Source organism: Gordonia paraffinivorans NBRC 108238, from assembly GCF_000344155.1.
In the GTDB taxonomy this organism is placed as follows: domain Bacteria; phylum Actinomycetota; class Actinomycetes; order Mycobacteriales; family Mycobacteriaceae; genus Gordonia; species Gordonia paraffinivorans.
In genome coordinates this window covers 72538-96927 of record NZ_BAOQ01000025.1, presented here as the reverse complement: position 1 = coordinate 96927, position 24390 = coordinate 72538, and the positions used below count along the sequence as shown (strand labels likewise).

The window sequence follows — 24390 nt, the reverse complement described above, 5'->3', positions numbered from 1 at the left end:
ACCTGTCCCAAGTTCGGACACTTTCGGGGGTTGGTTGTGTCCCGCATCACAGGGATGATGGTTTAGTCATCTTCCGAGGAAGTGAGGAGACGAGCGTGCCCAACGCCACGAATCGAATGCTGCGAACCGCCGCGGCCAGGGCGGATTTCCTCGAATCGGGCAGATCAGGCGCAGCGGGCGTACCCGACATCGTGGCCGCCTCGTGGGAGCGCAGCCAGGCTGCCGGCGTCGACCACTCCCAGCCGTGCACCGACTTCAGCGACGAGATCGACAGCGGCTCCCTGCTGATGCGCTGCGCCCGCCCGGTCCTGCGCCAGCTGGGCACCGATGTCGGCGACACCCCGATGGTGATCGCGCTGACCGACAGCCGCGCCCGCGTGATCCAGCGGATCGACACCTCGGGCGCGGTCGGACGCCTCCTGGACAGGGTGAACTTCGCCCCCGGCTTCCGCTACTCGGAGGACTCGATGGGCACCAACGGGGTCGGCACCGTCTTCGAGGCGGGCCAGCCCATCAGCGTCGTCGGACCCGAACACTTCGCCGAGAACCTGCAGACCTTCGCCTGCACCGGCGCCCCGATCATCGACCCGGTGACCCGCCGCATCGAGGGCGTCCTGGACATCTCCACGCTGAGCACGGGCTGGAGCCCGCTGATGCACACCCTGGTCAAGGCGGCCGCCAAGGACATCGCGCGCAACCTGCTCCTGGACCGCAGCCAGTCCCAACAGGCGATCTTCGACACCTACATCCAGATCGACGCCAAGGCCGGACGCCAGGCGGTGCTCGCCTTCGGAGACTCGGTGTTCATGGCCAACGCCGCAGCTCAGGCACTGTTCTCCAGTGCCGAGCAGCAACTGTTGCGCGACCACGCGATCTTCATGATGGGCCGGCGGGACAAGGCCAGCGACACCATCGCCCTGCCCGACGACCGGCTGGTGACCCTGCGGGGAACCCGCATCGTGGTGGGCTCGGAGGTGGCCGGACTGGTGGTGATCGCCGAGATCGCCTCCGCCCCGCGCTTCGGCCTCCCCGGCGACTTCGACGAGCACGTGCTGCCGCAGATCGCCATCGCAGGACATTCGTCGTCGCGCGTGGTCGGGGACCTGACGCGTCAGCAGCACCAGAGCGTCGCGGTGGGCTCGACCCCGGCCTGGGTCAGAGCCTGCGAACAGGTGCGTCAGGTGCTGACCGAGAACCAACCCGCCGTGGTCATCGGCGAGAGCGGCTCGGGCAAGTTCACCCTGGTCGCCGAGATCTTCCACGACGCCTTCCCCGACGCCCGCAGCGTCAGCATCGACGCCTGCCAGATCGTCGACGAGGGTGACACCGACGTGGATCTGGACACCATGCTCGCCGGCCAGGCCGGGCCGACCCTGTTCATCATCCGCAACATCGACCAGGCGAGTACCGAAGGCGCCGAACAGATCTCGAACATCCTCAGGGCGCTGGCCGAGCACGAGGAGCCGACGTGGTGCGTGGCGACGCTGTCGGACTCGTCGCTCGACTCGGACCTGCCGTTCCAGATGCTGCTGTCGCACTTCGAGGTCGCGATCACCGTCCCACCCCTGCGGTTGCGCACCGACGACCTGCCCCAGATCGTGGCCTCGGTCCTCCGGCAGATCGCCCCCGAGCGTCGTGTTCGCCTGAGCCCGGCGGCGATGCGTGTAGTGTCGCGATACTCGTGGCCGCGCAACGTCACCCAGCTGACCGAGGCCCTGCAGCATGCACTGCGCCAGCGCCCGGTGGGCGAGATCCAGGAGCAGGACCTCCCCGGGTACTGCCAGACCACGGTCTCGCACAACCTGACCCCGCTCGAGCAGGCCGAACGCGACGCGATCGTGGCCGCCCTGCGCGAGTTCGACGGCAACCGGGTGGCGGCGGCGGCCCACCTCGGGATGGCCCGTTCCAGCCTCTACCGCAAGCTCCGCACGTACGGGATCACCGCCTGACCCTCCTCCCCTCTGCGACGCGCCAAACAGCCACGTCATCCCGAAATACCCTGGGCGACGGCCCTTCCGGGACCCGTCGTCCAGGCGTCTCGGGAGTGGTCCGCGCTGTCCACGGCCCGAGGCTGTCCCAACTTGGGACACGGCGGCCCCCGGGACAGGTGACTACCGTCACAGCCATGGCCGAGACCTTTGCTGCCCTGTGGAACCGAGCGGTCCGCGACCACGGTGCGCGCGAGTTCCTGGTGTTCCGGGATCTCGACGGCACCGTCTCCTCCTGGACCTACGACCGCTTCGACGACGTCGTGGGCCGGGTCGCGGCCACCCTGGCCGAGCGTGGCGTCGATGCCGACACTCCGGTCCACGTGATGCTGCGCAACTGTCCGGCGTTCATCGCGATCTGGCTGGCCGCCGCTCGGCTCGGCGCCTGGTTCGTCCCGGTCGATCCCGGTTCGACCCCGCGCGACGTCGCCCGTCAGCTGCGCCGCATCCGTCCCGCGGTGACGATCTGCGCCGAGGAGTTCGAGGAGACGGTCGCCGCCGGCGGCGCCGAGCAGGCGATCGCCCTCGCCGAGACCGCCGCCGACCTCCGGGACGGTTCGCCGCTGGTCGGTTCCGACCTGTGGCAGGAACCTGCGAGCGCGGCACCGGACGACCGGCTCGCGGTCATGTTCACCTCCGGCACCACCTCCGAGCCCAAGGGCGTGGTGCTCACCCAGGCGAACTACGCCCACGTCGGACGGACCATGGCCGACCTGGCACAACTCCGCCCGCATCATCGCTGGTACGTGTGCCTGCCGCTGTTCCACGCCAACGCGCAGTACTACTGCTTCGCGTCGGCGATCGCGACCGGCGCGTCGGTGGCACTCACCGCACGGTTCACCGCGAGTCGCTGGCCGCACGAGGTCGACGAACTGCAGGCCACCCATGCCAGCCTGTTCGCCGCGCCGATCAGGATGATCCTCGCCCGACGCCGCGACGACGCGCCACGGCTGAGCCTGCACCATCTCTGGTTCGCCCAGAACCTGGCCCTGGGCCACTGGTCGGAGATGGCTAGGCTGTGCGGTGCCGCCCCGCGGCAGATCTACGGCATGACCGAGACCGTCGCCGTGGTCACCGCCAACGACCCCGATCGTCCCACCCATGACCGGATAGGACCGGAGATCGACGGTCGCGCAATCACTCTGATCGATCCGAACACCGGCCGACCGGCCGCCGACGGGGAGCCCGGCATCCTCACCGTGGCCGGGGTGCGGGGTCGCGACCTGTTCGCCGGTTACCTCGACAATCCCGCCGCCGACGCCCGCGCCTTCGTCGACCTCGACGTGCCGACGCCCGACGCCGACCATGTGTGGTTCAGCACGGGTGACCTCGTACGGCGTTGCGACGACGGCCAATTGGCGTTCGTCGGACGCGTCGACGACGTGGTCAAGGTGTCTGGCGAGAACGTCTCGCTGACCGAGATCGAGGCCGCACTCGCCGAGGCGCCCGGCGTCCTCGAGGCCGCGGTCCTCGCGATCGACGACCCGATCCGGGACCACGTTCCCGCCGCCTGGATCGTGCCGGCCGACAAGGACGTGCCGCCGTCGCCGGAACAGTTGCGGCAGTGGGCCGAACAGAACCTGCAACCCGCGGCGCGGCCGCGCCGGTGGACCGTCATCGACGAGTTGCCGCGCACCTCGGTGGGCAAGATCCGCCGTTTCCAACTCGCAGCACAGGAGAGAGCATGACCAGCACACGCATCGGCATCACCGGGGTGGGCCACACCCGCTTCGGCAAACTCGTCGACGACGACCTGTCCTCACTGGTGTCCGCGGTCACCACCGAGGCCCTGTCCGACGCGCAGGCCGACGCCCGCGAGGTCGACGAGGTCTTCGTCGCCCAGTTCAACAGCGGCCTCACCGATTTCGCCTTCCCGTCCTCCTTGCCGATGCGAGCCGCACCCGGACTCTGGGGCAAGCCCATGACCCGGGTCGAGAACGCCTGCGCCTCGGGCACGGCCGCCGTTCACCAGGGCGTCAAGGCCATCCTGTCCGGGACGGCCGACACCGTGCTCGTGGTCGGCGTGGAGAAGATGACGCACGTCGACAACGCCACCGTCGGGCGTGCACTGCTCGGCGCCGACCCGCAGCGCGCCGGGACCGATTTCCCCGGCGGCTTCGTGGGCGTCTTCGCCGAGGTGGCAGATCAGTACGCGCGACGCCATGAGATCGACGACCTCGGCGACGTGCTCGGCCGGATCGCGGCGAAGAATCATGCGAACGGGTGCGCCAACCCCTGGGCACAGGTCCGCAAGGATCTCGGCGTCGAGTTCTGTTCGACCGTCTCCGAGCGCAATCCGGTGGTGGCCGGGCAGCTGCGCCGCACCGACTGCTCGCTCGTCAGCGACGGCGCCGCCGCGCTCGTCCTGCAACGGAACCCGTCGTCGGCACTGGCCTGGGTCGAGGGGTTCGCCCACGCCAACGACCACCTCGACCCCGACCGCCGCGACATCACCGACTTCGTCGCCGGCCGGCTGGCCACCCAGCGCGCCCTGGAGATGGCGAAGCTGTCCCTCGCCGACATGTCCCTCGCCGAGGTGCACGACTGTTTCACCATCGCCGAGCTCATCGTCTACGAGATGCTCGGCCTGACCGAACCGGGTCAGGGACGCCGCGCGATCGAGGAGGGGTGGACCGCCCGCGACGGCCGGTTGCCGGTCAACGTCTCCGGCGGGCTCGAGGCGAAGGGACATCCGGTCGGCGCCACCGGCGTGTCCCAGCACGTGATCGGCGCACTCCAGCTGGCAGGGCGCGCCGGGGACATGCAGCTGCCCGACGCGCACCACGCGCTGGTCCACAACATGGGCGGCCTGGCCGTCGCCAACCACGTCACCGTGCTGGCCGGTTCCTGACCGGGAGGATCGAAGGCCCTCGGGCCCACACGCCGCTGTGGAACCATCGACACCGTGAAAGCCATCGTCGTCGAAGCCGAGAATCTGTCCCTGCAGGATGTCCCCGACCCGTCGCCGGCCGCCGGCGAGGTGGTCATCGACGTGGTCGCGGCGGGAGTGAATCGCGCCGACCTCCTCCAGCGCGCGGGCAACTATCCGCCACCGCCCGGGGCGTCGGAGATCATGGGCCTCGAGGTGTCCGGCAGGATCTCGGCGGTCGGGGAAGGGGTCTCGGGCTGGCAGGTGGGCGACGAGGTGTGCGCCCTCCTCGCCGGCGGCGGATATGCGGAGAAGGTCGCGGTGCCGGCCGAGCAGGTGATGCAGGTGCCGCGCGGGGTCGACCTCGTCTCGGCCGCCGCGCTCCCCGAGGTCGCCTGCACGGTGTCGTCCAACGTCTTCGACACCGCGGGCCTGTCCACCGGGGAGCTGCTGCTGATCCACGGGGGTTCGAGCGGCATCGGCACCCACGCGACGCAGGTCGCGCACGCGATGGGTGCGCGGGTGGCGGTCACGGCCCGCAACCGCGAGAAGCTCGAGCGGTGCCGAGAGTTCGGCGCGGAGATCCTCATCGAGTACACGAGCGAGGACTTCGCCGCGGTCATGAAGGAGCACGGCGGCGCCGACGTCATCCTCGACATCATCGGCGCGAAGTACCTGGCCTCGAACATCAAGGCGCTGGCCACCGGAGGCCGGCTGGTGATCATCGGCATGCAGGGCGGCACCAAGGCCGAACTGCCCATCGGGCTGCTGCTCGCCAAGCGGCTCTCGGTGATGGGGACGACCCTGCGGGCGCGGCCGGTCCACGGGCCGGGAGGGAAGGCCGAGATCGTCGCCGCCACGGTCGGCCGGACGTGGCCGCTGATCGAGTCCGGAAAGGTGCAGCCGGTCGTCGACCGAACCTTCCCGCTCGCCGAGGCCGCCGCAGCCCATGCCCACCTCGACAGCGGCGACGCCGTCGGAAAGGTGTTGCTGACGGTCTGAGAGGGCCGGGCGCCCTCTCGCTCAGTCGCCTTCCTCGCGCTCGAGTTCGCGTCGGCGTTGCGCCGCTTCGATCACCTCGGGTGGAACGGGCTTCTTCAGCCAGTCCCGCATCCGCACCAGTCCGCCGACGACCAGTGCGACGGCGACCACTGCGATGACGATCCAGACCACTGTGGGCATGAGGCCATTGTCCGCCCCTCGGAGCCGAAAAGGGAGCCGATCGCGCCGACCCGACGGGCGGCGAGGTCGCCTGGCCGGCGGTGCCGACCGTCGGACACCGGGCCCGCGGGCTACTCCCCGGCGTCCGCCGCGGCCAGGGCCGCACGGATCTTGCCGAACGCGGACCCGAGGGCGGCGAACTCGTCGGCGGTCAACGCGTCGACCACGTACCGCCGGATGACGCGGTCGCGAAGCAGGACGTGGGTCTCCAGCGTGGCCTGCCCCTGCTCGGTCAGCCGCACGAGGCGATACCGGCCGTCGGCCTTGGACTCCAGCCGCTCGACGTCGCCGACGTCGCAGAGCCGCCCGATCATCCGGGACACGGTGCTCACCCGCATGTGGACCGCGTCGGCGACCTCGCTCACCAGTTGCCGCGGCGACTGGCCGATCACCTCCAGGATGCGCAGGTCGGAGAGCGAGAGCCCGCGCCGGACGAACTCGTCGTTGATGCGCTCGAAGAGCGCCCACCCGCCGTCGACCAGTTCGAGCCAGCTCTGCGCCTCGTCGGATGTCAACGCGCGCCGAACGGCCGTGGTGTGGTTCTTTCCCGACACAACGTGCCAACATACATTGTTGTAAATTTTGTGCACGAGACAGTGAGTTTCTGTGACCGGGTGCACCCTGCGCTCAGGCGAGCGACCCGAGAGTGCGCACCAGGTGGTCCACCTCGTAGGGGGTCGAGTACGGCGCCAGCCCGACCGTCACCGCGCCGCCGAAGTCGGGCGCGCCCATCCGCACCAGCGCCCGGTTCGGGACGTCGGCGAGGGCGCACACCCCGTTGTCGGCGAGACGCCGGACGACATCCTTCGCGCCGACCGAGTCCACCGTGAAACTCACCAACGGCACCCGGTTCTCCTCCGCGCCCACCACGTTCACATGGTTGAGCTGCGACAGCGTCGACATGAGGTAGTAGCCGAGCCGCTGCAGGTACTCGTAGACGCCGTCCATGGAGGCGACCAGGCGGCGACGGCGCTTGCCGATGACGTCCTCGTCCAGCCCGGCGAGATGCTCCACCGAGGCCACCAGCCCCGCCAGCAGCGACGGCTGCAGCGGCTCCGGCTCCAACCGCGCCGGGCCGGTCGCGGTCGGGTCCATCGACATCATCTTCAGCCGGTCGATCACGCGCGGTTCGCGGAACACCATCGCCGACACGCGCGGACCGCCCCATCGCTCGGCCGAGACGACCAGCACGTCGGCGCCGAGCTCGTCGATGTCGAGGGTCAGGTACGGCGCGGCGCTGGTGGCGTCGACGACGAGCAGCGCCCCCGACTGCCGGGCGAGTGGGGCGATCTCGCCGATGTCGGTGATGGCGCCGATCGTCGACGACGCCAGCGTGACCGCGACGATCTCGGTGTCAGGGGTGATCAGCTCGCCGAACTGCCATGTCGGCAGGGCGCCGGTCTCCACGTCGACCTCGGCCCAGCGGATACGACCGGCGTAGCGCTCGGCGGCTCGGAGCCAGGGCACGATGTTGGGCTCGTCGTCCTGCCGGGTCACCACGAGGTCGCCGCGGACGAAGGCGTGCGGGGCGAGCGCCTCGGCGAGGACGGAGAGCAACGCGTACCGCGACGCGCCGAGCACGACACCGGCGGCGTCGCCCCCGACCAGGTCGGCGATCGCGCGACGCGCGCTGTCGGTCACCTCGGCCGCGGCCCGCGCCGACGGGTACACCCCGCCCGGCGCGGTCGCGAGGTGCCGGAAGCTGGTGGTCACCGCGGTGGCGACGGAGTCGGGAACCTGCATCCCCGCCTGCGGATCGAGGTGAATCCAGCCGTCGCCCAGCGATGGAATCAATCCACGCACATAGGCGACGTCGAAAGTCATGGCACGAGGATAGACGCCGCATCCGGGCCCACCCCGGCCGTCCCGCGAGCCACGCACGACGCCGTCGTCGAGGCCCGAGAGCGGACGAAACCCGCGCCCCGGCCCATCGCCGACCGCCGACCGGGCACAATGAGAGTCATGGCTATCGATGGCACTCCAGGACAGGGGCCCGATCCCGGCGTGATCAGGCCCGACAACAACGTGATCATCGTCGGGTCGCGCGGAGAGCAGCCCGGCAAGGCCGAGGACCAGAACTCGTCCGACGAGTCGACGAGCGTGGCCGACATGGTCGAGCAGCCCGCGAAGGTCATGCGGATCGGCACCATGATCAAGCAGCTCCTCGAGGAGGTGCGCGCCGCTCCTCTCGACGAGGCGTCGCGCAACCGGCTGCGGGAGATCCACCAGTCCTCGATCCGCGAGCTCGAGGACGGCCTGGCCCCCGAGCTGCGCGAGGAACTCGAGCGGCTCGCCCTCCCCTTCACCGACGAGGAGACGCCGTCCGACGCCGAGCTGCGCATCGCCCAGGCCCAGCTCGTGGGCTGGTTGGAAGGCCTGTTCCACGGCATCCAGACCGCGCTGTTCGCCCAGCAGATGGCCGCGCGGGCACAGCTCGAGCAGATGCGCCAGGGCGCGCTGCCGGCCGGCATGCAGGCCGCCCAGCACAACCCCGGTCACAGCACCGGCCAGTACCTCTGAGGTGGGACTCCCCGCAACGCGGGTACGCTGACTCCTCGTGTCAGCGGTAGTAGACGACGACGCGATTCCCGCGCGTCCCGAGAGCTCTGAGTCACGCACCTTCGCGCGTGCGGTCAAGGATCTCCGCGACGGTCTCGCCAGCCGCGAACTCTGGTTCCACCTCGGCTGGCAGGACATCAAGCAACGGTATCGGCGGTCGGCGCTGGGACCGTTCTGGATCACCATCGCCACCGCCGTCACCGCGACCGCGATGGGGCTGCTCTACGGCGAGCTGTTCGGCATGGACATCAAGGTGTTCCTGCCCTACGTCACCCTCGGCTTCATCTTCTGGAACTTCATCGAGAGCTCGATCCTCGACGGTTCCGAGGTGTTCTCCAAGAACGAGGGCCTGATCAAGCAGCTGCCGGCACCGGTGAGCGTGCACGTCTACCGGGTGGTGTGGCGAGCGCTGATCATCTTCGCCCACAACGTGGCGATCATCGTGATCGTCTTCCTGATCTTCCCGCCGCCGATCGGCTGGAGCGCGTTCCTGGTGGTCCCGGCCCTGGTGCTCTACATGCTCAACTCGATCTGGGTGACGATCGTGTTCGGCATCCTGTCGACCCGGTTCCGCGACATCGGCCAGCTGCTGACCACCGCGGTGCGCCTGGTGTTCTTCATGACGCCGATCATCTGGACCACCACCAGCCTGTCCAACGCCACCGGTGAGACCTCGTCGCGGCTGAAGCTCGTCGAGCTCAACCCGATGTTCCACTACCTGGAGATCGCCCGCGGCCCGCTGCTGGGCCAGCCGGTGGAGTTCTACCACTGGGCGGTCGTCCTCGGATGCACCGCGTTCGGCTGGATCCTGGGCATGCTGGTGATGCGCAACTACCGGGCCCGCGTGGCGTACTGGGTGTAGGGACTGTACTGATGGCCAAGAAGAACATCGCCCCCGATACGCGGGTCCGCGTCGACACCTGGGACGCGTGCGTCGACTTCCCGATCTTCGACGCCAAGACCCGGTCGCTGAAGAAGTCGGTCATCGGCGCGGCCGGTGGCGTCATCGGCGCCAACGCGTCCAACGTCGTGGTCGTCGAGGCGCTCAAGAACATCAACATCCATCTCAAGCACGGCGACCGCGTCGGCCTCGTCGGCCACAACGGCGCCGGCAAGTCGACGCTGCTGCGCCTGCTGTCGGGCATCTACGAGCCGACCCGCGGCGCCTGCCGGGTGCAGGGCCGGGTGGCGCCCGTCTTCGATCTCGGCGTCGGCATGGACCCGGAGATCTCCGGCTACGAGAACATCATCATCCGCGGCATGTTCCTGGGCATGACCCGCAAGGAGATGCTCAAGAAGATCGATGACATCGCGGAGTTCACCGAGCTCGGCGACTACCTGCAGATGCCGCTGCGGACCTACTCCACCGGCATGCGGGTGCGCATCGCGCTCGGCGTGGTGACGTCGATCGACCCGGAGATCCTGATCCTCGACGAGGGCATCGGCGCGGTCGACGCGGAGTTCATGAAGAAGGCGCGTGGACGGTTGCAGGCGCTCGTCGAGCGTTCGGGCATCCTCGTCTTCGCCAGCCACTCCAACGAGTTCCTCGCCCAGCTCTGCGACCGCGCCCTGTGGATCGACAAGGGCGAGGTCCGGATGGAGGGCGGGATCGACGAGGTCGTCGAGGCCTACGAGGGCCCCGCCGCGGCCGCGCACGTCCGCAAGATCATGGCCGAGGTCAAGGCCGACGACTCCACGAAGGCGTCCGAGTGAGCCCGGATCACCCCGACCACGGCGCGACACCGGCCCCGGCCGAGAAGGTGATCGCGGTGGTGGTCACCCATCGTCGCGTCGAGCTGCTCGCCGAGTCGCTGACGATCGTGTCCGGCCAGGACCGCCCCGTCGACCATCTCGTCGTCGTGGACAACGCCGACGAGTCGGAGGTCGCCGAACTGGTTGCCGCGCAGCCGGTTCCCACCACCTACATCGGGTCCAAGCGCAACCTCGGCGGTGCCGGCGGCTTCGCCCTCGGCATGCTGCAGGCGCTGGCGCTCGGCGCCGACTGGGTCTGGTGCGCCGACGACGACGGCCGCCCCGACGGCGCGACCGTCCTGTCCACCCTCCTCGACTGCGCGAAGCGCCACGGCCTCGACGAGGTGTCGCCGGTCGTCGCCAACCTCGACGATCCGGACACCCTCGCGTTCCCGCTGCGCCGCGGGCTCGTGTGGCGCCGCAAGCGCTCGGAACTCTTCGCCGACGGTGAGGCGCAGGAGGACGACCTCCTGCCCGGCATCGCGTCGTTGTTCAACGGCGCGCTGTTCTCGGCCGAGTGCCTCGAGCGGGTGGGGGTCCCCGACCTTCGCCTGTTCTTCCGCGGCGACGAGGTCGAGATCCACCGCCGCCTGGCGCGGTCCGGCGCGCGGTTCGGGACCTGCCTGCGGGCCGGTTACCTGCACCCCGACGGGTCGGCGGAGTTCCGGCCCATCCTCGGCGGGCGGATGCACACCCAATACCCGGACAACGAGGTCAAGCGCTACTTCACCTACCGCAACCGCGGGTACCTGATGAGCCAGCCCGGGATGCGCAAGCTGCTGCCCCAGGAGTACGCCCGCTTCGGCTGGTTCTTCCTTGTGCAGCAACGTGATCCGAAGGGCTTCGCCGAGTGGGTCCGGCTGCGCGGCCTGGGGCGCCGGGAGAGGTTCGAGCGGCCGTAGGGCGAACGCTTCCCTGTTCCCCGAACACGCCGAGTCGCGGCATCTGGTCGCGGGTTCCAGCACCGGCGGCCGCATCTTCGCTCCCCCTCCGACCTGGGCGGACGGCAAATCCCCTCCCGCCAAACTAGAACGTGTTCTACTCTGGGTGGAGTCCGTCCGCGCCGTCACGAGGAGCACAATGCGGTTCACCTTCGCCGAGGCCATGACCGACCCGTCGTACTACGCGCCGCTCGCGCAGGCCGCGGAGAAGGCCGGGTTCGCGGGGTTCACGATCCCGGATTCGATCGCCTACCCCGAGGAATCGGACGCGAAGTACCCCTACACCCCCGACGGGAACCGCGAGTTCCTCGACGGCAAGGCGTTCATCGAGACGTTCATCCAGGCCGCGGCGCTCGGCGCGGTCACCTCGACGATCCGGTTCACCCCGTTCGTCCTGAAGCTGCCGGTCCGGCCGCCGGTGCTGGTGGCCAAGCAGGCGAGCTCGGTCGCCTACCTGACCGACAACCGCCTCGCCCTCGGCGTGGGCACGAGCCCGTGGCCGGAGGACTACGACTTCATGGGCGTGGACTTCCGGCGTCGCGGCAAGCGGATGGACGAGTGCATGGACATCATCCGCGGGCTCACCACCGGCGAATACTTCGAGTTCCACGGCGAGTTCTACGACATCCCGAAGATCAAGATGACGCCGGCGCCCACCGAGCCGATCCCGCTGCTGGTCGGCGGCCACGCCGACGCCGCGCTCAAGCGGGCGGTCATCCGGGGCGACGGCTGGATGCACGGCGGCGGCCCGCCGGAGGAGCTCGACGCCCTGCTCAAGCGCATCGACGAGATCCGCAAGGCCGAGGGCAAGGCGAACGATCCCTTCGAGATCCACGTGATCTCGATGGACGCCTACACCGTCGACGGATGTAAGCGCCTGGAGGACAAGGGCATCACCGACGTGATCGTCGGATTCCGGTTGCCCTACATCATGGGCGAGGACACCGAGCCGCTGCAGAAGAAGATCGACCACCTGAACTGGTATGCCGAGAACGTGATCGCCAAGGTGAACGGCTGACCGTCTGACCGGGCCCCGGGGCGGTTTGGGGCGCGCCGTCCCCGGGTACGCGCGCGTCATGCCATTGAGCAGGCGCAGGTTCTTCACCCTCGCGGGTCTCACCGGAGCCTCGGTCCTCGGCGCGTCGGCGCTCGCCGCCTGCGGCGGGGCGTCGGTCTCCCCCAACACGCTACGGGTGGCCATCGCCGGCGAGCCCGACCAGCTCGATCCCCAGAAATCCAGCTCCTACTTCACCTTCGAGGTTCTCGAGAACGTCTTCGACACCATCGTCGAACCCGACGACCAACTCCGGATGCGCCCGGCCCTGGCCGAGAGTTGGGAGGTCAGCCCAGACGGCCGGCGCTGGATCTTCCTCCTCCGACCCGGGATCACCTTCCACAACGGCGACCCGCTCACCGCCGCGGACGTCGAGTTCTCGTTCCGCCGCATCATCGACGAAGAACTGTCGAACGCCTGGAAGCTCGCGGCGATCGAGTCGGTCACCGCCCTCGACGAGCGGCGGGTCGAGTTCACCGTCACCGATCCGACCCCCAACCTGCTGACCAACATCGGCGGGTTCAAGGGACTCGCGATCGTCAACCGCCGCAACGTGGAATCCGGGGAGATCGCGACGAAGCCGGTGGGAACGGGGCCCTTCTCGTTCACTTCCCGCTCCCCCGGCGCCTGGATCGACCTCGCCGCCAATCCCGATCACTGGGCCGGCCCGCCGGCGATCGAGGGAATCCGGTACAGCTTCATCTCCCAGGGCACGACCGCCGCCTCCGCGCTCCGCTCGGGCGAGATCGACTGGACCGATGCCGTTCCCGCCCAACAACTGTCGGTCCTCTCCCGCGACGACGCCCTGGTCGTCGGCACCGTGGTGTCCAACGACTACTGGTACATCACGATGAACTTCGAGGCGAAGCCCTTCGACGATCCCCGCGTCCGCCAGGCCGTCTCGTATGCGGTGGACCGAGATTCGATCGCCCAGGTGATCGGGTACGGTACCGCGAACCCCAATCAGCTGGCCATCCCGTCGACCAGCCCCTGGTACGCCCCCTACGACCGGTATTCGGTCGGCCCCGACCACGACGCCGCGCTGGACAAGGCGCGGGACCTGTTGCGGCAGGCAGGCATCCGGAGCACGGACATGCGCCTGATGGTCACCACCGAATACCCCGAGACGGTGACCGCGGCGCAGGTGGTGGCGTCCAACCTGGAGAAGATCGGCATCGCGGTGAAGATCGAGCAACTCGACTTCGGCGCCTGGCTCGACCGTCAGGCGGCCGGCGACTTCGACGCGCTGATGCTCGGCTGGCTCGGCAACATCGATCCCGACGACTTCTACTACGCGCAGCATCATTCGGCGGGGACGTCGAACGCGCAGAAGTACTCCAACCGCCGGGTCGACGAGCTGCTCGACCGCGGGCGCACCGAACTCGACGTCGAGGAGCGCAAGCGGATCTATGCGGAGGCGGCCGGTCAGATCGCCGACGACGTGAGCTACCTGTACCTGTACAACCCGTCGGCGACGCAGGCGTACTCACGTGCGGTCCGCGACTACACCGTCCGCTCCGACAAGGCGGCCCGCTTCCGCTCGGTCCGCCTGGAGAGGAACACCTGATGACGGTCCTGCGCTCACCGCTGGTGCGGTTCATCGTGATCCGCCTCGCCTACACCGTCGCGGTGCTCCTCGGAGTGATGGTCGCGGTGTTCTTCCTGATCCAGATCGTTCCCGGAGACCCGGTGCGCATCGCCCTCGGCACCCGCTACACGCCCGAGTCGTACGACGCGCTGCGCAGCGCGTCCGGTATGGACCAGCCGCTCATGTCGCAACTGGCGTCGTATGTGGGCAACGCGTTCACCGGGGACCTCGGGGTCAGTTTCCGCAACAGCGAACCCGTCACGACCATGTTGTTCGACCGCCTGCCCGCGACCATCACGCTGGCTCTCGCGGCGATCGTGGTGGCACTCGTGATCGCCGTTCCCCTCGGCTTCACGGCGGCACTGCGCGAAGGCCGTTGGGCCGATAACGTCATCCGCGTCATCAGCCAGTTCGGCATCTCGGTTCCCGACTTCTGGATGGGCATCCTGTTGATCGGGTTGTTCTCCACCGCACTCGGCTGGCTGCCGTCGGCGGGCTTCGAGTCGTTCGCCGAGAGTCCGGTCGGATGGTTGCAGCATCTCGTCCTGCCCGCGATCACCGTGGGTCTGGTCACCGGCGCCATCATGACCCGCTACGTGCGCTCCTCGGTCCTCGAGGTGGTCAACGCGCCCTACATCACGACCGCGGAGTCCAAGGGGCTCAACCGGAAACGGATCATGCTCGACCACGTCGGCCGCAACGCCCTGGTGCCGGTCCTGACCATCTCCGGCATCCAGTTCGCCGCCCTGCTCGGCGGCGTGATCGTCGTCGAGGTCGTGTTCGCCTGGCCCGGCCTCGGACTGCTGGTGTACGACTCGGTCGCCGCACGCGACTATCCGGTGCTGCAGGGCGCGATCCTGCTGATCGCGGTGATCTTCCTGCTCGTCAACCTGGTGGTCGACATCCTCTACGCCGCCATCGATCCGAGGATCCGCCTGTCATGACCAAGCCCGAAGCCATCAGCGGCGACGAGTCGGCCGCCGGCGCTCCCGCCGGTGCCGAACCCACGTCGACGGACTCCGCATGGAGGTTGTTCCTGCGCAACCGCGCCTCGGTCGTCGGGCTCGTCGTCATCGGGGTGGTCGTGGTGTGCGCGGTCTTCGGACCGCTCATCGCGCCCTACGGCGCCAACGAGATCGACGTGCCGAATGCACTCGCGGCGCCGAGCTGGTCGCACCTGTTCGGCACCGACGACCTGGGACGCGACGTCTTCTCCCGGGTGGTGCTCGCGGCCTCGGTGAGCCTGCGGGTGGCGGTCATCGCGGTGGCGATCTCGCTGACCGTCGGCGTGATCCTCGGCATGGTCGCGGGTTACGCCGGCGGCGTCCTCGACACCGCGCTCATGCGCATCGTCGACGTGGTCTTCTCGTTTCCGGTGCTCCTCCTGGCGCTGGCCATCGTGGCGATCCTCGGACCCGGCGTCACGTCGGCGATGATCGCCATCGGCGTCGTCTACATCCCGATCTTCGCCCGCGTGGCCCGTGCGGACACCCTGCGCGTGCGCCAGACGCAGTATGTGCAGGCGGCTCGCGGAACCGGGGTCGGGACCTCGCGGATCCTGGCCCGCCATGTGCTGCCGAACATCTCGGGGCCGGTGATCGTGCAGACCTCGATCTCGCTGGCCTTCGCCATCCTCTCCGAGGCGGCCCTGTCGTTCCTCGGCCTCGGCGTGCAACCGCCCGATCCGTCCTGGGGCCGGATGCTCTTCGACGCACAGGGGTTCATCACCGACGCGTGGTGGATGGGGGTGTTCCCCGGGCTGGCGATCCTGCTGACCGTGTTCGCGTTCAACCTCGTCGGCGACGGTGTGCGCGATGTCCTCGATCCCCGACAGCGCACGCTCCTGCGCAATCGCGGCCACGAGCGGAGACCGACGGTCGCCACCACCGCTGCCGCCCGCACCGATCCGGTTCCCGACGATGCCGTCCTGAGCGTCGAGAACCTCGTCGTCGGTGTGGGACCGCGAAAGATCGTCCACGGCATCGACTTCCATGTCGCCCGCGGCGAAACCCTCGGGATCGTCGGCGAGAGCGGATCGGGCAAGTCGCTGAGCGTTCTCTCGGCCACCGGGTTGTTCGACGCCCCGAGCGCCTACGTGACCGGGTCGTCGGTCCTCACCGGCACCGAGATCGTCGGCGCGCCGGCGTCACGGCTGCGCGCACTGCACGGCACCCGCGTGGGTTTCGTCTTCCAGGACCCGTCGTCGAGCCTGAATCCGCTGCTGACCGTCGAGCAGCAGCTCACCGAGGGACCGCGGCGCCACCTCGGGCTCTCCCGTCAGCAGGCACGCGAACGCGCACTGCAACTGTTGCGCGACGTGCACCTGCCCGATCCCGAGAGCCGCTTGCGCGCCTACCCGCATCAGCTCTCCGGCGGCCAGCGCCAGCGGGTGATGATCGCGATCGCACTGGCCTGCGACCCCGACCTCCTCGTGGCCGACGAGGCCACCACCGCACTCGACGTCACCACCCAGGCCCAGATCGTGGACCTGGTGGCCGAACTGCAACGCGAACGAGGTATGGCGGTGCTGTGGATCAGCCACGATCTCGGCGTGATCGGCCGCATCGCCGACCGCGTCATGGTGATGCGCGACGGGCGCGTCGTCGAGAGCCGCGGCGTCGCAGAGCTCTTCGACGACCCGCACGACGACTACACGAAGAAGCTCCTCGACGCCCGGCCGCTGCTCAGCAAGGTCGAGCAGCGGGGACACGGGGCATCGACGGACAAGGCCCGCGACATCGCACTCCGCGTGGACGGCCTCGGCGTGGACCACATGGTGCGCGGCCCGGCCGGCCGTGTCCACGTCCATGCCGCCGACGGCGTCGACCTACAGGTCGCCCGCGGACGCACCCTCGGCATCGTCGGCGAATCGGGCTCGGGCAAGTCCACGGTCGCCGGCGTCATCACCGGGCTCATCGGCTCCGGACAGGGCACCACCGTCACCGGCAGCATCCGCGTGTCGGTCGACGGCCGCGAGATCGAGGCCATCGGCGCCCGGGGCGCCGACGAGGCCCTGTTGCGCCGACGCGTCGCGATGGTCTTCCAGGACCCGGCCGCGTCGCTCGACCCGCGGATGACCGTCGCCGCCTCGATCGGCGAGCCGCTGCGCACCCACCGACTGGCCCGCCGAGGCGGCGAGATCCGGGATCGCGCCGAGAAGCTGCTGTCCGACGTCAGCCTCGACGCGTCGTTCCTCGACCGCTACCCGCACGAGATGTCCGGCGGGCAGCGTCAGCGCATCTGCATCGCACGGGCGCTCGCCTCCGAACCAGAGATCCTCATCCTCGACGAGTCGACCGCGTCCCTCGACGTCTCGGTCCAGGCGGGGGTGCTCGACCTCCTCGCCGGACTACAGCGCGAGAAGGGACTGACCTACCTGTTCATCGCGCACGACCTCGCGGTGGTCGAGCAGATCAGCGACACGGTCGCGGTGATGCAGCACGGAAGGGTGGTCGAGACCGGCCCGGCGTCGAGGATCCTGCACGAGCCCGAGACCGAGTACACGAGAACCCTGTTGGCGGCGATCCCGCCCGAGGTGCCGGCGCGGGCCTAGCGGATCCGGAAGATGACCACCCGCTGAACCACGAAGTTGATGACGGTCGCGGTCCCCTGGGCGATGACGAACGCGATCGCCGAGTAGAGCGCGGTCTGCGGCCACAGCGACGACAGCCAGCTGTAGAGGCCGACGTTCACCGCGAACGTGACGAGGTAGAGGATCACCACCGCGATGAACCGGGCCGCGCTCGGTTCGGCGCGGAACGTCCAGCGCCGATTGATCAGGTAGGCGACCGTCGTGCCGAGGATGAAGCCGAACGCCTTGGCGACCCAGTCCGGGGTCCCGACCACGTACTGCAGGAACAGCGTCAGCCCGAAGTCGAGGACGGCCGATCCCGCACCGGTGACGACGAACCGGATCAGCTGCGTCTTGAGGTCGACGTCGGTCGACGCCTCTTCGTCGTCGAAGGGCAGCTCGATCGGCATGGGGGCATGCCGGGTCTTGAAGTCCTCGTGGTGATGAGGCAGTTCACCTGCGGGATCCTGGCTGCCGGAGTCGGGTCGAGACACGCTGACACCCTAGCGGAGTATCGGTGACGGCCATCCGCGAGCGCAGGGGCGCCCCGCGGAGGTCAGAACTCCTCGTGGACGTCGGAGTCCTTCGCCGCGCCTTCACCCTGGTCGAGGGTCGCCAGATCGGCCAGGTCGGTGGCGTCGAGCTCGAAGTCGAACAGGTCGGCGTTCTCCTGCTGCCGCCCGGCATGCGAGGACTTGGGCACGACGCCGATACCGTGTTGGACCGCCCACCGCAGCGCGATCTGGGTCGGCGACTTGCCGTACTTTCGGGCGATCCGCAGGATCACCGGATCGGCGAGGAGCCCCTGCTTGCGCCCGGTCGGATGCCAGGCCTGCGCGTGGATGCCGCGCGCGGCCATGAATTCGCGCAGCTCGGTGCGCGGCAGCGCCGGCGAGCACTGGATCTGGTTGATCGCGGGCCAGCAACCGGTTTCGTCGTAGAGCATCTGCAGGTGGTGCTGCTTGAAGTTCGAGACGCCCGGCGTGCGGACGTACCCCTCGTCGGCGAGCGTGAGCAGCGCCTTCCACGAGTCGACGGTGCGTCCCAGACTCGGACACGGCCAGTGGATGAGGTAGACGTCGATGTACCCGACGCCGAGGCGCCGGGCGCTCTCCTTGGCGGCGTTGATGGCCTCGTCGAAGCCCTGGTCGCCGCCGCTGAGCTTGGTCTGGATGATCAACTCGTCGCGGCGGGTAGTCGACTTCACCACGCCCATCCCGACGCTGAGCTCGTTGCAGTAGCGCGGGGCGGTGTCGATGAGCCGGTATCCCGCCTCGATCGCAGAGCTCACGGCGCCGATGCAGGGACGTCCCATCATGTTGTGGGTGCCGAGGCCGACGAGAGGGATCGATCGACCGTTGCCGAGTGCGACCGTTGGGATGTCCACACCGCAAGGATATGTCCGCAAGGCCCTCGTCGGCGCCCCGACGAGACCAACCGGAAACCACCGGACATTACGGCGCTCTCGCGGCGTCGGACGACATTTCTGCACGACGGCACGGAAACTGCCGGAGGATTGGCACGAATCGGCACCCGCTGTGGCAGTCGGGAGCGGTTTCGCCCTTTAGGGTTCGAAGACATGTCAGTCCTCATGTCCCGTTCCCCCGTGTCGCGATCGACACGCACGCTCATCTCCGTCCTCACCGGGCTCGGCATGGTCCTGCTCGCGCTCGGCACCGCAGGTCCCGCCCGCGCAGACGACGCGGTGTCGGTGGGTGTCCCGAACTGGTCGGGGCTGAACGTCACCAACTACTCCGGACCCATCCCCGCGAAGGCCGGCACGCTCATCGCGCAGGTCCCGCTCGCCAAGCCGCTGTGGCTCCCGGCCGCAGGCGAGGCCTACCGCATCCAGTACTCGTCGCTGAACCAGCACGGCAAGATGGCGACGAGCACCGGCGCGGTGTTCCTACCGAAGGGCAAGGCCCCGGCCGGCGGCTGGCCGGTCATCTCCTGGGCGCACGGCACCGTCGGCATGAACGACGACTGCACGCCGTCGGCCTTCCCGCGCAGCGAGCGCGACCAGGTGTACCTCGGCCACTGGCTCGACCAGGGTTATGCCGTCGTCGCCGCCGACTACGTCGGTCTCGGCACCCCCGGCCTGATGGCCTACCTCAACGGCAAGACCGCCGCGCACGCCATCGTCGACATCGTCGTCGCGTCGCATCAGATGAATCTGCCGCTGGCCAAGCGCTGGGCGATCATCGGACAGTCGCAGGGTGCGGCCGCCGCGCTCAACGGCGCCCGCTACGCCACCGAGTTCAGCCGCGGATCGGGCCTGGACTACCGCGGCGTCGTGGCCACCGGCATCCCCGCGAACCTGGAGTACCTGTACCAGAACCTGGGCCCGGCGATCCCGCCGTTCACCCTGCCCGGCAGCCTGAACGCCTACACCGCCTACATCCTGGCCGGGTTCAACGACACCCGTCCCGACCTGAACATCACCAAGGTGATGAACCAGAAGGGCCTGCAGCGTCTGCAGCAGGGTCGCACCACCTGCTACCCGATCCTGAAGAAGGCCCTCGCCGGTGACGACGTCCGCACCTGGTTCAAGGCCCCGCTGATGTCGATCCCGGGTCTGAGCCCGGCGCTGCACGAGTACATGGCCACGCCGTACAAGGGCTACGACCGCCCGATCTTCCTCGGCCAGGGCCTGCGTGACGTCGACGTCCCGGCGCCGTCCGCGCTCTCGCTGTACGCGCAGATGAAGGCGAACAACCAGCCGGTCACGCTGTTCGTCTACCCCGAGGACGATCACTCCAGCGCGGTGCTGGCGTCGATGAAGGACTCGACGCCGTTCGTGGCGCGCATCCTGCGCTGACGCGAGTTTTCCCTCCACGCCTCTGCGGTGCCCGTCGATCTGAGAACCTTGGATCGATGGGCACCGCAGTTGCTTTCTACGACGACATCGTGATCGGCGCGGGACACAACGGTCTGACCGCCGCCGCCTATCTCGCGCGTGCCGGACGCCGCGTCGTCGTCCTGGAGAAGGCCGACCACATCGGCGGCGCCACCATCTCCGCGATGCCCTTCGCCGGGCTCGACGCCAAGCTGTCGCGCTACTCCTACCTCGTCTCGCTGATGCCGCGGCAGATCATCGCCGACCTCGACCTCGACATCTCGCTCGTGCGCCGCCGCTACGCCTCGTACACGCCGCTGCCGTCCGATCCCGCCCGCGGAATCCTCATCGACAACGCCGACGCCGGCGCGACCGCCGCGTCGTTCCGGCGGGCGCTGCACGGCGACCGCGTGGGCTCGGACGCCGTGGGGTTCACCCCGGCCGCCTTCGTGGCGTGGCAGTCGTTCTACCGCCACATCGGCAGCATCTCCCGGCGCGTCTTCCCGACGATGATCGAGCCGCTGCGCGCGGCGGCCGACATGCACGAACTCGCGATCGGCACCGACACCTCGGACGCCGAACTGTGGGAGTCGCTGACGACCCTCCCCCTCGGCACCCTGCTCGGCCAGTACTTCGACGACGACGTCGTGCGGGGCATCGTCGCCACCGACGGGCTGATCGGAACCTTCGCCGACCTCGACGACACGTCGCTGCGACAGAACATCTGCTTCCTCTACCACGTGATCGGCGGCGGAACCGGGGACTGGGACGTCCCGGTCGGCGGCATGGGCGCGGTGTCCGGGTCGCTGTACCAGGCGGCCGCGATGGCCGGCGCCGAGGTCTGCACCGCCGCGGCGGTGACGGGCATCGACCCGGCCGACGGCACGGTCGAGGTCACCGACCCCGTCCACGGCGCGCGGACCCTGCGCGGATCGGTCATCCACGCGGCCTGCGCCCCGCAGGCGCTCAACCGGCTGCTCGACGACCCGATCCCGTGCGACCCGGACCCGAAGGGCGCCCAGCTCAAGATCAACCTGCTCCTCGACCGGCTGCCCGGACTGCGCGACACCACGGTGTCGCCGGTCGCCGCGTTCTCCGGGACCTTTCACGTCAACGAGTCCGCCGCGCAGCTGCACGAGGCGTGGAAGCAGGCCGCACGCGGCGAGGTCCCCGACGTGCCGCCGTGCGAGATCTACTGCCACACGCTGTCCGACCCGTCGATCCTCGGCCCCGAACTCGCCGGCAGGCACACCCTCACGCTGTTCGGGCTGCACATGCCGCCGGAGGTGTTCGACGAGCCGGGCGCCGTCGAACACGCCGTGGGCGCCACCTTCGCCTCGCTGAACTCGGTGCTGGCCGAGCCCATCCAGAACGTGATCGCCCACGACCTCGACGGCCGGCCGTGCATCGAGGTGAAGACCCCGCAGGACCTCGAGGAGAGCGTGGGCCTGCCGGGCGGCAACATCTTCCACCAGCCGCTGCGGTGGCCGTGGGCGGAGTCCGCGTCAGAGGTCGGTACCTGGGGAGTGGAGACCCCGCATCCCCGGCTGTTGCTCTGCGGCGCCGGCGCCCGGCGCGGCGGCGGGGTGAGCGGGATCCCGGGCCGCAACGCGGCCGCGAAGGTCCTGGGGCCCGATGCACTGCGGCCCCGCGACTAGCCCGACACCACAGGCGAGCCCGGTGTGCGACAACCCTCGCACCTCGTCTCTCACCTGTGGTCACCAGCGGCCGAGTAGTCTCTTCACCGATGTCTACTGAAGAGTTGCTGCCGATCACCACCCGCAAGCTGGTGGGCTGGTCTCGCACCACCCCGATCGAGGGCCACGTCCTGTCCACGCCGTACCCCGAGGTCATCGCCGAGGCGGTCGCGCGGGTCGCCGACCACAACGCGGACAAGCCGGACTACCTCAAGCGCGGCGTCATCGCCCGCGGCCTGGGCCGCTCGTACAACGAGTCGGCCCAGAACAGCGGCGGCCTGACCATCGACATGACGCCGCTGACCAGGATCTATGCGGTCGACGAGGAGACGGCCACGGTCGATCTCGACGCCGGCGTCTCCCTGGACACCCTGATGCAGGCGGCGCTCCCCCACGGCCTGTGGGTCCCCGTCCTCCCGGGCACCCGCCAGGTCACCGTGGGCGGCGCGATCGCGCACGACATCCACGGCAAGAACCACCACAGCCAGGGCAGCTTCGGCAACCACGTCGTCGAGATGCAGCTGCTGGTGGCCGACGGCCGCATCCTCACCCTGACCCCGGACGGCTCCGGCGACGACCCGAACGGTGAGCTGTTCTGGGCGACGGTCGGCGGCATCGGCCTCACCGGCATCATCCTGCGCGCGAAGATCCAGATGAAGCGCACCGAGAGCGCCTACTTCATCGCCGACACCGCGCAGACCGCGTCGCTGCAGGAGACCCTGGACCTGCACCTGCAGGACGGGTTCGAGGACGGCTACGAGTACGCGTCGGGCTGGTTCGACACCATCAGCGCGCCGCCGAAGCTCGGCCGCGGCACCTTCTCGCGCGGAAACCTGGCCCGCCTCGACGAGCTGCCGGAGAAGTACCGCAAGGATCCGTTGTCGTTCAACAACAAGCCGCTGCTGCGGTTCCCGGACATCTTCCCGCGCGGGCTGGCCAACAAGCTCAGCTTCGCCGCGGTCGGCGAGGCGTACTACCGGATGGGCCCGCCCAGCCAGGGCAAGGTCAAGAATCTCGCGCAGTTCTACCACATGCTCGACGTGTTCGGTGACTGGAACAACGCCTACGGCCGCGGCGGCGGTTTCTGCCAGTACCAGTTCATCGTGCCCACCGGCAACGAGGCCGAGTTCACCAACCTCATCGAGCACATCCAGGCGTCGGGCCACGTCAGCTTCCTCAACGTGATCAAGCTGTTCGGCGACGGCAACCGGGCGCCCCTGAGCTTCCCGTTCAAGGGCTGGAACGTCTGCCTGGACTTCCCGGTCAAGAAGGGGCTCGCCGAGTTCCTCAACGATCTGGACCGTCGCGTGATGGCGATGGGCGGACGCCTCTACACCGCGAAGGACTCGCGGACGTCGGCGGAGAACTTCCACGCGATGTACCCGCGGATCGACGAGTGGATCGCGGTGCGCCGCCGCATCGACCCGCACCGCGTGTTCATGTCCGACATGGGCCGTCGCCTCGAACTCGCCTGACCCACAACCGCTTCGAGACCTCCACCAGACCCACTGCCCCCTCGCCGGGGAGACAGAAAGCGAGAGCACACGATGATCAACGCCGTCGGCGTCCCCCAGTCCATCCTGGTCCTGGGCGGGAGCTCGGAGATCGGGCTCGCCATCACCGCCGAGTACCTGAGCAAGGGCCCGGCACGGGTCATCCTGGCCGCCCTGCCCGGCGACCCGACCGTCGAGGCCGCCGTGGAGAAGGCGAAGAAGGCCGGCGCGACCGACGTCAAGGTCATCGACTTCGACGCCCGCGCCACCGACACCCACCGCGAGGTCATCGACAAGGCGTTCGCCGACGGCGACGTCGACGTGGCGATCGTGGCGTTCGGCATCCAGGGCGACGACGAGCAGGCCTGGCAGGACCACAAGCTGGCCGTGGCCGAGGCCGAGATCAACTACACCGCCGCGGTGTCGGTCGGCGTCCTGCTCGGCGAGAAGCTGCGCGCCCAGGGCCACGGCCAGATCATCGCGATGAGCTCGGTGGCCGGCGAGCGCGTGCGCCGCAGCAACTTCGTCTACGGCTCCACCAAGGCCGGCCTCGACGGCTTCTACCTCGGACTCGGAGAGGCGCTGCGCCCCTTCGGCGTCCGCGTGCTGGTCGTCCGCCCGGGCCAGGTCCGCACCCGGCTGTCGGCCCATGTCGCCGAGGCCCCGCTGACCGTCGAGAAGGAAGACGTCGCCCGCCTGGTGGTGGCCGCGGCGATCAAGGGCAAGGAGATCGTCTGGGTGCCGGGCACCTTCCGCTACATCATGATGATCCTGCGCCACATCCCGCGACCGGTCTTCCGCAAGCTGCCGATCTGATCGCG

Annotated in this window: 21 protein-coding genes; 16 read left to right on the top strand and 5 right to left on the bottom strand. The window is 69.2% G+C overall.

Going from position 1 to position 24390, the window contains the following annotated elements:
* Positions 1-95 precede the first annotated feature (95 nt).
* The 4 genes from GP2_RS13035 to GP2_RS13020 all read left to right on the top strand — a co-directional run bounded on the left by GP2_RS13035 (position 96) and on the right by GP2_RS13020 (position 5859).
* The gene (locus tag GP2_RS13035) at positions 96-1949 is read left to right on the top strand and encodes a sigma-54-dependent Fis family transcriptional regulator (protein ID WP_006900983.1); all 1854 of its coding nucleotides are present in this window, start codon (positions 96-98) and stop codon (positions 1947-1949) included.
* A 176-nt stretch (positions 1950-2125) separates the two neighbouring features.
* Positions 2126-3676, top strand: a complete 1551-nt coding sequence (locus GP2_RS13030) for a class I adenylate-forming enzyme family protein (protein ID WP_006900982.1) — start codon at positions 2126-2128, stop codon at positions 3674-3676.
* Positions 3673-4839, top strand: coding sequence for a thiolase domain-containing protein (locus GP2_RS13025; RefSeq protein WP_040526981.1), 1167 nt, complete (start codon positions 3673-3675; stop codon positions 4837-4839). The genes GP2_RS13030 and GP2_RS13025 overlap by 4 nt, the downstream gene beginning before the upstream one ends.
* A gap of 54 nt (positions 4840-4893) precedes the next feature.
* Positions 4894-5859: an NAD(P)H-quinone oxidoreductase gene (locus tag GP2_RS13020; RefSeq protein WP_006900980.1), complete on the top strand. Its 966-nt coding sequence runs from the start codon at positions 4894-4896 to the stop codon at positions 5857-5859.
* A 21-nt stretch (positions 5860-5880) separates the two neighbouring features.
* On the opposite strand, the gene GP2_RS21840 is transcribed toward GP2_RS13020, so the two are convergent.
* The 3 genes from GP2_RS21840 to GP2_RS13010 form a co-directional block, all read right to left on the bottom strand.
* Positions 5881-6039: a hypothetical protein gene (locus tag GP2_RS21840; protein WP_006900979.1), complete on the bottom strand. Its 159-nt coding sequence runs from the start codon at positions 6037-6039 to the stop codon at positions 5881-5883.
* Positions 6040-6149: 110 nt separating this feature from the next.
* Complete coding sequence (locus tag GP2_RS13015) at positions 6150-6632, bottom strand: MarR family winged helix-turn-helix transcriptional regulator (RefSeq protein WP_006900978.1); 483 nt, start codon at positions 6630-6632, stop codon at positions 6150-6152.
* Between the two features lie 73 nt (positions 6633-6705).
* A complete protein-coding gene (locus GP2_RS13010) occupies positions 6706-7902 on the bottom strand; it encodes a cysteine desulfurase-like protein (RefSeq protein ID WP_006900977.1) in 1197 nt (398 codons plus the stop codon).
* Positions 7903-8040: 138 nt separating this feature from the next.
* On the opposite strand from GP2_RS13010, the gene GP2_RS13005 reads away from it, so the two are divergent.
* The 8 genes from GP2_RS13005 (at position 8041) to GP2_RS12970 (ending at position 17525) form a co-directional block, all read left to right on the top strand.
* On the top strand, positions 8041-8598 hold the full coding sequence (locus tag GP2_RS13005) for a bacterial proteasome activator family protein (RefSeq protein ID WP_006900976.1): 558 nt from the start codon (positions 8041-8043) through the stop codon (positions 8596-8598).
* A 37-nt stretch (positions 8599-8635) separates the two neighbouring features.
* On the top strand, positions 8636-9499 hold the full coding sequence (wzm, locus tag GP2_RS13000; protein WP_006900975.1) for a galactan export ABC transporter permease subunit Wzm/RfbD: 864 nt from the start codon (positions 8636-8638) through the stop codon (positions 9497-9499).
* Between the two features lie 11 nt (positions 9500-9510).
* Entirely contained in the window at positions 9511-10350 is an 840-nt protein-coding gene (wzt, locus tag GP2_RS12995; protein ID WP_006900974.1) for a galactan export ABC transporter ATP-binding subunit Wzt/RfbE, read from the top strand.
* Positions 10347-11291, top strand: coding sequence for a galactofuranosyltransferase GlfT1 (gene glfT1 / locus GP2_RS12990; protein WP_006900973.1), 945 nt, complete (start codon positions 10347-10349; stop codon positions 11289-11291). The genes wzt and glfT1 overlap by 4 nt, the downstream gene beginning before the upstream one ends.
* Before the next feature lie 178 nt (positions 11292-11469).
* Positions 11470-12348: a TIGR03619 family F420-dependent LLM class oxidoreductase gene (locus tag GP2_RS12985; RefSeq protein ID WP_006900972.1), complete on the top strand. Its 879-nt coding sequence runs from the start codon at positions 11470-11472 to the stop codon at positions 12346-12348.
* Positions 12349-12406: 58 nt separating this feature from the next.
* Positions 12407-13951: an ABC transporter substrate-binding protein gene (locus tag GP2_RS12980; protein ID WP_006900971.1), complete on the top strand. Its 1545-nt coding sequence runs from the start codon at positions 12407-12409 to the stop codon at positions 13949-13951.
* The gene (locus GP2_RS12975; protein ID WP_006900970.1) at positions 13951-14916 is read left to right on the top strand and encodes an ABC transporter permease; all 966 of its coding nucleotides are present in this window, start codon (positions 13951-13953) and stop codon (positions 14914-14916) included. Before GP2_RS12980 ends, GP2_RS12975 begins: the two co-directional genes overlap by 1 nt.
* Positions 14913-17525 (top strand): dipeptide ABC transporter ATP-binding protein, encoded by a 2613-nt coding sequence (locus tag GP2_RS12970; protein WP_006900969.1) that lies wholly within the window; start codon positions 14913-14915, stop codon positions 17523-17525. The genes GP2_RS12975 and GP2_RS12970 overlap by 4 nt, the downstream gene beginning before the upstream one ends.
* Here the strand turns inward: GP2_RS12970 and GP2_RS12965 are convergent.
* Together GP2_RS12965 and GP2_RS12960 are read right to left on the bottom strand one after the other, a co-directional pair.
* Positions 17522-18037 carry a GtrA family protein gene (locus GP2_RS12965; protein WP_006900968.1) on the bottom strand — a complete coding sequence of 172 codons (516 nt, stop codon included), beginning with the start codon at positions 18035-18037 and terminating at the stop codon, positions 17522-17524. The two genes, GP2_RS12970 and GP2_RS12965, sit on opposite strands and share 4 nt — an antisense overlap.
* 62 nt (positions 18038-18099) lie before the next feature.
* On the bottom strand, positions 18100-18930 hold the full coding sequence (locus GP2_RS12960; protein WP_006900967.1) for an aldo/keto reductase: 831 nt from the start codon (positions 18928-18930) through the stop codon (positions 18100-18102).
* 204 nt (positions 18931-19134) lie between these two features.
* Between GP2_RS12960 and GP2_RS12955 the strand changes: the two genes are divergently transcribed.
* The 4 genes from GP2_RS12955 (at position 19135) to dprE2 (ending at position 24385) form a co-directional block, all read left to right on the top strand.
* On the top strand, positions 19135-20361 hold the full coding sequence (locus tag GP2_RS12955; protein ID WP_210753916.1) for an alpha/beta hydrolase family protein: 1227 nt from the start codon (positions 19135-19137) through the stop codon (positions 20359-20361).
* Positions 20362-20417: 56 nt separating this feature from the next.
* Positions 20418-22037 carry a phytoene desaturase family protein gene (locus GP2_RS12950; RefSeq protein WP_006900965.1) on the top strand — a complete coding sequence of 540 codons (1620 nt, stop codon included), beginning with the start codon at positions 20418-20420 and terminating at the stop codon, positions 22035-22037.
* Between the two features lie 89 nt (positions 22038-22126).
* Positions 22127-23551 carry a decaprenylphosphoryl-beta-D-ribose oxidase gene (dprE1, locus tag GP2_RS12945; protein WP_006900964.1) on the top strand — a complete coding sequence of 475 codons (1425 nt, stop codon included), beginning with the start codon at positions 22127-22129 and terminating at the stop codon, positions 23549-23551.
* A 72-nt stretch (positions 23552-23623) separates the two neighbouring features.
* Entirely contained in the window at positions 23624-24385 is a 762-nt protein-coding gene (gene dprE2 / locus GP2_RS12940) for a decaprenylphospho-beta-D-erythro-pentofuranosid-2-ulose 2-reductase (protein WP_006900963.1), read from the top strand.
* Positions 24386-24390 lie beyond the last annotated feature (5 nt).